Source organism: Actinomadura formosensis NBRC 14204 (assembly GCF_001552155.1).
GTDB lineage: Bacteria > Actinomycetota > Actinomycetes > Streptosporangiales > Streptosporangiaceae > Spirillospora > Spirillospora formosensis.
Genome location: NZ_BCQQ01000170.1, coordinates 1 through 11,584 on the forward strand (window position 1 = coordinate 1; position 11,584 = coordinate 11,584).

6 protein-coding genes and 1 pseudogene are annotated in these 11,584 nt (G+C 72.8%); 1 reads left to right on the plus strand and 6 read right to left on the minus strand.

The genetic code is table 11. The features are described 5' to 3' along the window. The 5 genes and pseudogenes from AF1_RS29630 to AF1_RS29650 form a co-directional block, all read right to left on the minus strand. A pseudogene (locus tag AF1_RS29630) lies at positions 1–1,508 on the minus strand (hypothetical protein); the annotation flags it as partial. Between the two features lie 89 nt (positions 1,509–1,597). Next, positions 1,598–3,043: a YveK family protein gene (locus tag AF1_RS29635; RefSeq protein WP_067806740.1), complete on the minus strand. Its 1,446-nt coding sequence runs from the start codon at positions 3,041–3,043 to the stop codon at positions 1,598–1,600. Positions 3,044–3,067: 24 nt separating this feature from the next. Further along, positions 3,068–3,931: a sulfotransferase domain-containing protein gene (locus tag AF1_RS29640; RefSeq protein WP_067806744.1), complete on the minus strand. Its 864-nt coding sequence runs from the start codon at positions 3,929–3,931 to the stop codon at positions 3,068–3,070. Then, positions 3,928–5,136: a hypothetical protein gene (locus tag AF1_RS29645; RefSeq protein ID WP_067806747.1), complete on the minus strand. Its 1,209-nt coding sequence runs from the start codon at positions 5,134–5,136 to the stop codon at positions 3,928–3,930. Before AF1_RS29645 ends, AF1_RS29640 begins: the two co-directional genes overlap by 4 nt. Beyond that, on the minus strand, positions 5,133–6,515 hold the full coding sequence (locus AF1_RS29650; RefSeq protein ID WP_242609019.1) for a hypothetical protein: 1,383 nt from the start codon (positions 6,513–6,515) through the stop codon (positions 5,133–5,135). The genes AF1_RS29645 and AF1_RS29650 overlap by 4 nt, the downstream gene beginning before the upstream one ends. A gap of 445 nt (positions 6,516–6,960) precedes the next feature. Between AF1_RS29650 and AF1_RS29655 the strand changes: the two genes are divergently transcribed. Then, positions 6,961–9,777, plus strand: coding sequence for a PKD domain-containing protein (locus AF1_RS29655; protein ID WP_242609020.1), 2,817 nt, complete (start codon positions 6,961–6,963; stop codon positions 9,775–9,777). A 258-nt stretch (positions 9,778–10,035) separates the two neighbouring features. Here the strand turns inward: AF1_RS29655 and AF1_RS29660 are convergent. Further along, positions 10,036–11,584: CBM96 family carbohydrate-binding protein (locus AF1_RS29660; protein ID WP_157419344.1), on the minus strand; the 1,549-nt coding region annotated here is incomplete at its 5' end.

Below are 11,584 nucleotides of genomic sequence, written 5' to 3' on the forward strand. Positions count from 1 at the left end.
TGGCGCGGCGGCGCCTGCCGCGGCGCGCGTCCGCCGCCGCGCTGCTCCGGCGGCTCCAGCAGCGCGCCCAGCACGGTGACGCCGGCGCGCTCGGCCTCCACGTACGCCTGGCGCAGTTCCTCCCGGGTCGTCACCCCCTGGTTGACGACGAGGATCACCGCGTCCACGAACGTGCACAGCGCCTGCGCGTCCGCGTCGTGCAGGCTGGCGGCGTTCACGACGAGGTACTCGCTGCGGCGGCGCAGCACCTTCACGGTCTCGCGCATCCGCGGGCCGCTGAACCGGTGCGCGGCCTCGGGGGCGCGCGGGCCGCGCGGCAGCAGCCGCAGCTGGGAGTCGGTGTGGATCAGCAGGGTCGCCGGGTCGGTGCCGCTGAGCAGCGTGTCCGACAGGCCCTTGCCGCCGGGACGCGCGCCGAACAGCGTGCTGACGTCGGTGTCGTCGGTGGTGGCGTCGATCATGATGGTCTTGGCGCCGGCGAACGCCAGCGAGACCGCGAGGTTGGCGCTGGCCAGCCGGGCGCTGCCGCCCGGGGTGGCGCTGGCGACCAGCAGCGCCACCGGGGTCTGCGGGGCGGTCGCCACGACCGCGGCGCGCAGCCGCCGGTACGCCTGCCCCGCGGGGCTCTTCGGCGCGCTGACCAGGGCGAGCGTGTCGCCGGTCGGGCCGCCCGCCGGGATCGTGGACAGCGTCCGGACGCCGAGGCCCTCGATCGCCTCGGCGTTGTGCAGCCGCTGGTTCAGCCGCTCGCGCAGCAGCACGACCGCGCAGCCGACGAGGAGGGCGCCGACCAGGCCGCCGGCGCCGAAGGCCGCGGTGCGGATCTGGCCGGGCCCGTCCGGCGCGCCGGCCGGGGTGATGACCTGCCCCGGGTTGATCGGGGTGCTGCCGATGTCGTTGGCCTGCTCGTCGATCACGCCGAGCTGGTTGGTGTAGGCGGTGACGCGCTGGCGCAGCGTGGCGCGCTCGGCGCCGGACGCGACCGCCATCTCCCGGTTCGTCTTGAGCAGCTGCTGCTGCACCTTGCTGGACTGGTTCTTCAGCTTGGTGAGCTGGTTGTTCACCACGTCCTGGGCGCGCTGCTGCCGGTAGGCCAGGTAGGCGTCCGCGAACGCCTGCGCCCCGGCGCGGGCGTCCTTGGCGCTGCCGGCCGTGTAGGTCAGGTTGAGCACCTGGGTGTTGGGCGGGACCGTGACCTCGATCTGGCCCTCCGGGGCGTGCCCGAGCTTCTGCCCGACGATCTTGGCGACCCGGTCGGTGGAGACCAGCTGCGCCTCCGTCTGCAGGTTGACCAGGTCGTCGCCGCGGCCGTTCGGCGAGTACGGGTTGCCCTCCAGCGGGCTGACCAGCACGGTCGAGGTGGCCTTGTACGGTGCGGGCAGCACCAGCGCCGCGATGACGCCCACGGCCGCGCCGACGACGGCCAGCAGGACCAGCAGCGGCATGTACCGCCTGAGCAGGGGCAGCAGCTGACCCTGCTGCGGGTCGGCCGTCTGGTCAGCTCCCACGGCGATCCCCCTCGGTGATCCGGGTCGTGCTCGACGGACAGATGGTCACGACTTTATCCGCGCTTGGCGCGGGGCCGGTTTCGTTCATCTCAACCTCGTGGTGAACGGTGGCCGGGAGCGGTCGCCCGGCGGGCGGGAGTGTCCGGGCTCTGCCTGGTCAGCACGATGCCGCGGGCGGGGGTGGCGGCCTGGTCGAGGGCCAGGACGCCGCGTGCCACCTCGCGGTCCAGGGCGCGGCCGCGCTCCACCACGACCAGGGTGAGGTCGCTGGCGGCGGCCGCGCTGATCGTGTCGGCGGCGTTGATGTCGGGGGTGGTGATGACGACGATGCGCGACTCGCGGCCCGCCTTGTCCATCGCGCGGGTGAGCTGGCGGTCGTCGTCGCCGCGCACCAGCCGGACGCCGAACGTGCGCGGCGGCGGGGCCTCGGCGGGGTCGTGGTCCTCGCCGTCCCCCCGGATGCGCAGCACGGTCGTGGCCGAGCCGCCCTCGGTGCACAGTTCGGCGAGTTCGTAGGCGACCGCGGTGCCGGCGGCGGAGGGGACGCCGGCGACGAGGACGGTGGTGGCCTCGGAGTCGAAGACGAGGTTGCGCAGCCGCCGGCAGATCTCGCGGTGCCCGCCGCCGAGCGCGGCCGACTCCACCATGATCGGCAGCTGCGCGTGCAGCCGGACGTCGGCGGGCCGCCGGATGCGCCGCGGCCGCCGGTCGATGAGCAGGGTGGACACGACCCAGCCCAGCAGCCCGACCCCGAGGCCGCCCGCGAACGCCACGTCCTGGCCGGCGTCGTCGCGGGCGGTGGGCAGTGCGGCGCTGCGCAGCACCTCGCCGGGCTGCACGACCTTGCTGTCCAGCGCGGAGATGTGCTTTTGCACCTCCTCGATCTGCTTCAGGATCTCCTGGCGGCGGGTGCGGGTGGTCCGCCGGACGAGTTCGTCGTCGCTGCCCGGCAGGCTCCTGAGCTGCTTGTGCAGCAGCGTGAGGTACTTCTCCAGCGATTCGCGGTTGCGCTGCTGGAGGCCGCCGAGGATCTGCTGCCGCAGGTCCAGGTACGCCTCCGCGACGGTCTGGGCGCCGCTCTGCGCCGCCTTGGGCGTCCCGGCCCGCACGGCGATCGTCAGCACGTGCGTGCTGTTCGGCACCGACAGGTCGACGCGGCGGCGCAGTTCCTCGTGGGACGCCTGGAAGCCGGGGAACGTGGCGAGCCGGCGCAGCACCTCGTCGGACCAGACGAGCTGCGCCTCGGTGTCCATCGTGGCCTCGCGCGGCTCGCGTTTCTTCTCGTCCAGCGGACGACCGGGCGTGTAGCCCGGATGCAGCGACACCGGCGGCGCCAGCACCGAGATCCGCGCGGTGTAGCTGGCCGGGGTGAGCATGATCTTCGCGCCTCCCAGCACGCCGCCGGCCAGCAACGCCACCAGCAGCGCCGCGAAATGCCTGCGGACCGCACCCGCGTACCGGGTGACGGGGATCGAGTCCGGAGCGAGCGGCGGTTCCGCCTGCACGCTGGACGGGCCGAGGAAGCGCTTCTTCATCACTGTGCCGTCTTCACCGCCGGCTCAACGCCGCCAGGCGGGTTCGGCGCCGAGCAGCGCGGCGAGCTTGTCGTCGTAGGGCGCGAAGTGGTCCGACAGCCGGCGCTGCAGATGGTCCGGCAGCGGGGACCCCGGCCGGGCGTTGTGCCGCTCGAACGTCGCGGGCCGCCACCGCGGGAGGCCGAGGAACTCCAGGATGGAGTCGTAGCAGGGCTCGGGCTCGGAGAAGAAGTCCTCCGCGTACAGGACGAGCACCCGGTCCCGTCCGAACAGCTCGAACAGCCGCTCGATCTGGTCGGCGTACTGGCCGCGGTCGACGTAGGAGTGATGCCGGTGGCTGTGGCTCACGTACGCCGGGTCGGCCCTGATCTTCTCGACCTCGCCGGCGAGCCGCTCGGGCTCCAGGTCCAGCGCCCGCTCGAACGGCTCGGTCTCGAAGCCGCGCGCCAGTTCGTGCTTGTGCGCCGAGTAGGCGCGCACCACCGGGTCGCGCAGCAACGCGATGAGCTTCACGCCGGGCAGGTCGCGGGCGATCCGCTCCGGTGCCAGCGGGTGGTGCATGTAGTAGCCGGCCGACTCGAACGCCAGCGGCCGCGCGGGCGCGGTGCGGCGCTCGGCGAGCGACCGGACGGGGAAGTGCCCCCGGTACCAGCCGAGGCCGCGCGGGTAGTTCACGTCGAAGTAGTGGACGCCCTTGTGGAAGTTCGGCTGGACGACCGCCGGGTGCGGGGCCAGCGCGCGAAACAGCGAGGTCGTGCCGCCGCGCTGCGTTCCCACCATGAGGAAGTCCGGCAGCATCCGGGCGCTGGAGGTGAGCCGCCCGCCGGCGCGGGTGGCGGCCCGTCCGGCGTCCTTGACCCACTGCGGGGCGTCACGGCGCGAGATCACGAGATCCTCCCGAGGTCGGTGTGCAGGAGCGTCAGCAGCCGCTCGGCGTCGGCGCGCAGCGGCTCGCCGATCGGTTCCTGCGCGGCCAGCAGGTAGCGGCGGCAGAGTTCCAGCAGGTAGAGCCGGACCGTCGCGTCCGCCGCCGCGCCGGCCGGCCCGAGCGGCTCCAGCGCCGCCGCGGCGCCGTCCGGCCAGGCCGCGTAGGGCGGGCCGGACGCGGTGCGCATCGCCTCCTGGAGCCGGTAGTGCAGCAGGTCGAACCCGTTCGGGACGCCGCGGGCGAAACGCTCCCAGTCCCACAGGCGCAGCACGCCGCGGTGCCAGGCCATGTTCCACGGGGTCCAGTCGCCGTGCCAGGCGCCGAAGTCGAGCGGCAGGTCGCCGTGCGCCTTGCCGATCGTCTCGACGACCTCGCCGAACGCGGCGCGCTGCCGCTCGTCCAGGACATCGGCGGGGCTCGCGGTCATCGCGTCCCAGAAGCCGCTGTCGCGCAGCGCCGTCCGCTCGACGCCGCCGACCTCGAACAGCGCCCGCATCTCGGCGACCGGGGCCCGCCCGCGCGGGCGCCAGCCGAGCGCGCTCGTCGGCAGCGGCTCCAGCACGAGCAGGTCGAGCCCGTGCCACGTCCCGTGGTGCAGCAGCTTCGGGACGTGCAGCCGCGCACCGGAGCCGGAGCCGGCCAGGTGCTCGTTCAGATAGGTGAGCGCGGCCGCCTCCCCGTCGAGCAGGCCGCGGGCCGTCCCGGTGTCGCCGACCTTGACGAACGCGACGGGCTCGCCGTGCGGCGACAGCACGTGCAGGATCGGCTTGCGGTTGGCGCGGGCGCTGCCGAGGCCCACGCTGACCACGACCGGACGGCTGAGCAGTTCGGCCAGCCGGTCCTCGATGGAGGGGCCGCCGCCGGTGATGCGGAGCCGGTCGCGCAGCGTCCGCTCCGGCAGCCCGGTGCGGACGGCCGCGGCGGTGAGGCCGCGTGAGACGCGCTGCTTGACGCCGAGGTCGTGGCTGTAGCGGCGCAGCGCGGCGGCGGCGGCGCGGGGCAGGCCCGCCGGGACCAGCAGCCGCGGGTGATCGGCGTCCGGCAGGAACGCCAGCTCGCGCCGCGCCCCCGCGGACCGCCCGGGGCCGACGGGCTCGACGCTCGCGTCCGGCCACAGCTCCCGGGCCGCCGCGATCCAGGCGGCCCGGGTCTCCGCCCCGCTCACTGGGCCGCCTCGGCGGTCAGGGCACGGACGCGGGCCTGCGGTGTCCGCACCCCGTCGGCGTCCCGCCTGGCCCGCCACATCAGGGCCACCGCGATCATCACCGTGTACAGCGGTACCTCCACCATGTCGTAGGTGATCATGAAAAGGGTGCAGGAGATCAGCACGCAGCAGCCCGCCAGCGAATAGGCGCCCCGATCGCGCCAATGGCGCAGGAACCGGATGGTGAAGAACGCGCAGAACGCGATCGTCCCCACGATGCCGTTGGCGAAGATGAGCAGCCACACGTGCCCCTGGGTGCCGAGCGGCGGCGAGCCGCACGCTTTGCAGCCCACCTTGTCACCGCCCGATACCTGGCCGAGGTCGCCCTGGACGTTACGGGTCGACCCGAAACCGACCAGCGGGGACCCGATGAGCGCGCTGCGGGTCGTCTCCTCGGCGAGCAGCGCGCGGCGGTTGTTGCTGTGCGGGTTGTCGAGCCGGTCCTGGACGAGGCCGGGCAGCGGCGACAGCGCCACGACGATCGCGCCGACGGCGGCCATCCCGGCCGTCCACGCGATCACCCGGGGCCCGCCGACCTGCAGGAGCTTGAGGACGCCGAACAGCCCGATCGCGCCGAGCGCCCCCCACAGGCCCCGGTTCAGCGAGTACACGACCGGCCACAGCGACGCGGCGAGGACGATCACCCCGAACACCCGGCGCCGCAGCCGGGCCCGGACGATCCAGGTCAGCAGGAAGTACGGCAGGAAGAACGCGTAGGCGGCGCCCCAGGTGTTGGCGTAGGCGAACGGCGCCATCGGCCGGGACTGCTCGAAGCCGAGGATCGCCTCGATCTCGGCGACCTTCGGGTGGACGATGTCGCGGATGAAGGAGTTGCTCGTCAGCCCGTGCGGCAGCACCATCTCCACCGGCGACGTCAGCTGGATCGAGGGGAAGAACGAGCCGACCAGGCCGCCGATCGTCGTGACGATGAACATGTAGCCGAGCAGCCGGCCGATCGCGCCGGACGGCAGTTCCCGCTCGCTCATGTTGCCGATGTAGAGCAGCACGATGGTGAACGACAGGTACCAGGCGAGCCGGTAGCCGTACACGAGCAGCCGGCTGAATCCGCCGCCGGGTTCGGCGAGCGGCGCGTCCGCCCACAGCACCAGCACGCCCAGCACGACCCAGACCAGGAAGAACAGCCACGCGCCGAACCCGCTCGGTGCGACGAGCGTGCCGCGGCGGCGCCACAGCGTCATCGCCATCGGCACGTTGACGAGCAGCAGCATCACGTTGGCCAGGCCGAGGATCCACCACAGCGGGAAGCCGAGCAGGGCGACGCTGAGCGGCCAGCCCGGCCGCAGCCGCCACGGCAGCAGCCGCGGTGGCGCGAGAGGCATGCTCCCCGCGATCCCTCGCATCCCGGCCAATCACCGCTCCGTTCCCCTGGACGCACCGTCGGGCGCGCGGACCGCGCCGCCCGGCCCCGGACGCACGCCGCACGGTGGAGGACGCCCGGCCGCCCGCCTGGGGCGACACCGGCCTGTGGCCACATCCGGCCACCGATTCTGGTCGTCCGCTACGGTCCCGGGGGCGTCCTTCCGAGGTGCGCAGCGTACCTCGCGGGGCGCGATGAACATGCCCCGTAGGCGCGCGAACCACGTCGAGACCGGCCTGATCCACACGCCGTTCGGTTTTCGAGACCGGAAAGTTAGCGATCAGATCAGCAGGTCAACCGGCCGCTGGCTACGATTGCCCGGCCCTGTGCGCCTTGGTGCGCACAATACGGTGGTTTTACGTCTACATGGCACGGAGGGGTCGATGGGCAGACGCAGGTGGGGGGCCTTGACCGCGGGAGCCGTCCTCGCCCTGGGCACGCTGACGGGGAGCCTCGCCGTCACGTCCTCGGCGAGCGCGGACCAGCGGGGGTCCGAGCCCGGACACGGCAAGATCGTCACCGCCGACCCGGCGAACTTCACGCCGAACGTCGTGGACGGCGAGGTCAAGTCGATCATCAAGATCGGCGGCAAGATCTACGTGGGCGGCTCCTTCACGCAGGTGAAGGAGGCGGGGGCCAACAAGCCCACACTGACCCGTAACCGGCTGTTCGCCTTCGACGCCTCCACCGGCGCGATCGACCCGAACTTCACCCCGAGCCTCAACAAGGGTGAGGCGAGCGTGCTGCTGCCCGCCCCCGACGGCCAGTCCATCTACGTCGGCGGCACCTTCAGCGAGATCAACGGCGCGCGCAACTTCGTCCTCGCCCGGATCAACGCGCAGACCGGCGCGCCGATCACCACCTTCAAGCCGCAGCTCGACGCCAGGGTCCGCGACCTGCGGCTCGCCGGCGGCCGGCTGTACGTCGCCGGCACCTTCACCACCGTCGGCGGCGCCCCCCGCGTGGCCCTCGCCACCGTCGACCCGGCCACCGGCGCCCGTGACGACTTCGTGGACGAGAACTTCGCCGGCACGCAGACCGGCGACGGTGTCACGACGGTCTACAAGCTGGACATCAGCCCCGACGGCTCCAAGCTCGTCGGCATCGGCAACTTCAACTCCGTCAACGGCAGCACCCGCCGGCAGATCGTCATGCTGGACCTGGGCGGCCAGTCCGCACAGCTCGCGAACTGGGACACCGTCCGCTACGCCGACCAGTGCTCGCAGTCGTTCGACACCTACATGCGGGACGTGGAGTTCTCCCCGGACGGCAAGTACTTCGTCGTCACCACCACCGGCGCCTACGGCGGCACGGCCAAGCTGTGCGACACCCAGGCCCGCTGGGAGAGCGCCACGACCGGCGGCGGCCAGCAGCCCACCTGGGTGAACTTCACCGGCGGTGACACCACCTACGCCGTCGAGATCACCGACACCGCCGTCTACGCCGGCGGCCACTTCCGCTGGGCCAACAACCCGTTCGCGGGCGACAAGCCCGGCCAGGGCGCCGTCGGCCGCGAGGGCATCGTCGCGCTCGACCCGGTCAGCGGCCTGCCGTTCAGCTGGAACCCCGGCCGCGACAAGGGCGTCGGCGTGTTCGACATGCTGGCCACCGACGAGGGCCTGTGGGTCGGCAGCGACACCGACAACATCGGCGGCGAGTTCCACCAGAAGCTCGCGCTGTTCCCCGTCACCGGCGGCACCGCCATCCCGGCGTACAGCACGGGTGAGCTGCCCGGCAACGTCTACTCCGGCGGCGGCATCGGCGCCGGCGCGACCAACTACCTGCGGCACCGCTCGTTCGACGGCACCACCACCGGCGCCGTGGTCAACGACGGCACCGGGGGCATCGACTGGCGGTCCGCGCGCGGCGCGTTCATGATCAACGGTGAGCTGTTCTACGGCGGCTCGGACGGCTCGTTCAACCGCCGCTCGTTCGACGGCACCGCGCTCGGCTCGATCACCAAGATCGACGCCGCCGACCAGCTGGTGAACATGACCACCTGGCACTCGCAGGTGCCGAACATCACCGGCATGTTCTTCGCCAAGGGCCGGGTCTACTACACGCGCGGCCAGTCCGCGCTGTACTACCGGACGTTCAACCCGGAGAGCAACGTCGTCGGCGCGCAGGAGTTCACCGCGGTGACCAACCTGCCCGGCATGTCGTGGAGCTCCGTCGGCGGCATGTTCGTCGACGGCGGCAGCCTCTACTACGTCAACAACGGCAACGGCCGGCTCTACAAGGTCGCGTTCTCCGCGGCCGGCGTGCCGTCCGGGGCGTCCACCGAGGTCAGCACCGCCGACTGGCGCGGCCGGACGGTGTTCCTGTACGCCGGGACGCCGAACCAGCCGCCGACCGCCGCCTTCACCAGCAACTGCGACGCCCTGAACTGCACGTTCAACGCGTCCGGCTCGGCCGACCCGGACGGCTCGATCGCCTCCTACGCGTGGGACTTCGGCGACGGCAAGACCGGTACCGGCGCCACGCCGCAGCACGCCTACGACCAGGACGGCACGTACACGGTCAAGCTGACGGTCACCGACAACCGCGGCGGGACGGGCACCAAGTCCCAGACCCTCACGGTGGCGCCGAACCAGGCGAACATCGCCTTCCGCGGCGGGTCGGGCGGAAACGCGAACGTCAAGACCGCGTACGCGCAGATCCCGCAGTCCGTCCAGCCGGGCGACGGCATGATCCTGGTGCTGACCTACAACGCCAGCACCGCGTCGATGACGACCCCGCCCCCCGGCTGGACCCAGGTCGACAACCAGGCCGCCGGCACCGCCTCGTCCATCGTCTGGAAGCGGGTCGCGCAGGCCGGTGACGCGGGCAAGCAGGTCGACATCGGGCTGAGCGACTACACCAAGGCCGACATCAGGCTGCTGGCCTACGAGGGCACCAACACGACCGACCCGGTCGCGGCGGTCGCCAAGGGCAGCGACCCCGGTTCGGTGACCGAGCACACCAGTCCGTCCGCGCAGGTCGGCGCCGCCGGCTCCTGGGCGGTCACGTACTGGGGCGACAAGTCGTCCAGCACCACCTCGTGGACGGCGCCCGCCGGCGTGACGACCCGCGGCACCGGCATCGGCTCCGGCAGCGGCCGGATCACCAGCCTGATCGTCGACAGCAACGGCGCGGTCGCGACCGGCACCTACGGCGCCAAGACGGCGACCACGGACGCCGCCAGCCGCGCCGGCATGTGGACCATCATCCTGGCCCGCAAGTAACCCTCCGCGGCATCACCCGAGCCCGCCCCCGCCGGACGTTCCGGCGGGGGCGGACTCATGTCCGCGACCCCGCACCGGACTCATGCCCAGGGCATACACGGCCCCAGGGCATACAGGCAGGGTGTACGGCGGTCGTCATCAGGCCGTCACGCACGACGGAGGGCGCCGGTGCTGAACGACGTCGCGGGCAGGTGCTTCCCTCCGCCGGCTCGCCGGCCAGGCGACGGGAAGCCGGAGCCTACGCCGGGCCGGACGGCTTCAGCAGAACTCCTGCCAAGCCTTGCGGCTCTGGGCGTCCAGGAGACGGAAGTCGCCGGTGCTCCAGTCGAGGTCGAAGTAGGCGACCCACAGGGCGTGGCGCTTGGCGAGGTAGGCGTTGGTGGCGCGGAGCCAGGCGGCGCGCCTGTCGCCGTTGTCGCCGGCGACGAGGTAGCTGCCGGTCTCGGCGATGCCGAACGGCAGGTTCTCGCCCTTGCTGACGGCGACGACACGGTCGTACATGGCGGCCGGGTCGTCGTAGCGGCGCTTCTTCCAGCCGAGGTTGTAGACGTCCCAGCCGAGGACCTGGATGACGTCGCGGCCCGGGTAGTAGTCGCGCCAGTCACGCTTGGAGAGCGGGTCGAGGCTCCAGCCCATGAGGACGAGGGTGGCGTGCAGCCGCGAGTTCCCGGCCCTGTCGGCGAGGGAGCGCAGGCGCCGCCAGGCGGCCCGGTAGTCGGCGGCGGTGAACTCGCCGGTGGCGATGTTGTCCTCGGGCTCGTGGTAGTAGACCCAGTAGATGTCGCGGTCGCGGGGCGCGGTGGCGAACCAGTGGGCCATCGCCTTGTCGTACTTGCCGGCGAGGACGTCCTTGGGCGCCATCTTGAACGAGATGATCGGCGGGCGGTTCCCGAGGTTCGGGTTGCCGGGCCACGCCGGCGGGACGCCCCGGTAGAACAGCCGGACGGTCTCCAGGCCGCCGTACCTGCCGTCCAGGCGGGTCAGGGCCTTCTGGAAGGACTCGCCCGGCTGGAGTTCGAGGGAGAGGCCGCAGAGCGTCCTGCCGCCGCCCGGGGACGTCTCGGGAGGCTTCGTGGGCTGCGGCACCTGCCACGTCGGTTCGTCGCTCGGCTCGGGCGGCGCCGCGGTGGCGGACGGGGTCGGCGTCGGGGACGAGGACGTGGACGGGCTCGGCGCCGGCCCGCCGCGGCGGGTCTTCAGCACGAGGCGGGGGCCGTCGCCGCCCTCCCGGGAGCGCAGCGAGGCTCCCGACCGGAGGTTCTGGTTGGTGATGGCGAACGCGTAGCGGCCGGGGCCGGTCACGATCGAGCCGACGTCGAAGGAGATCCGGTCCTTGCCGGTGCCGGAGGTCGCGACGACGGCGCCGGCGGACGGACGGTTGCTCCAGGACGTGTCGTTCTCCGTCCACGAGCCGGGCAGCGTGCGCAGCTCGACCCGCCGCGGCCGGTTGGCGGGACTGTCGAAGACGACCTCGACCCGCGCCTTGGTGATCGCCGGGGTGCCGTGCGGCACGTCGAACGCGACATAGGCCTCGGTGTGCCAGTCGGGCCACACCGAGGCGGTGATCTTCTTGGCCTCGCCGAACCGCTGGCCCGGCCTCTCCCGTGCCACATAGGTGTCGGCCGAGGCGGGCACGACGGTGGCACCGCCGGCGGACGCCGTCCGGGCGTCGTGGCTCGGGCCGCCGCCCGACAGCGCGATCGCGCCGATGGATCCGCCGACGACGAGCAGCGTGCCCGCGGAGGTGAAGTAGAAGGCCGGCCGCGGCCCGCGGCGGCGCGCCCGCCCCCGTCCGCGCGGCCGGGCC

Excerpts from the sequence above, each read along its gene's own strand:
- AF1_RS29635 (WP_067806740.1), bottom strand. The coding sequence starts at position 3,043 with ATGAAGAAGCGCTTCCTCGGCCCGTCCAGCGTGCAGGCGGAACCGCCG.
- AF1_RS29650 (WP_242609019.1), bottom strand. The coding sequence starts at position 6,515 with ATGCCTCTCGCGCCACCGCGGCTGCTGCCGTGGCGGCTGCGGCCGGGC.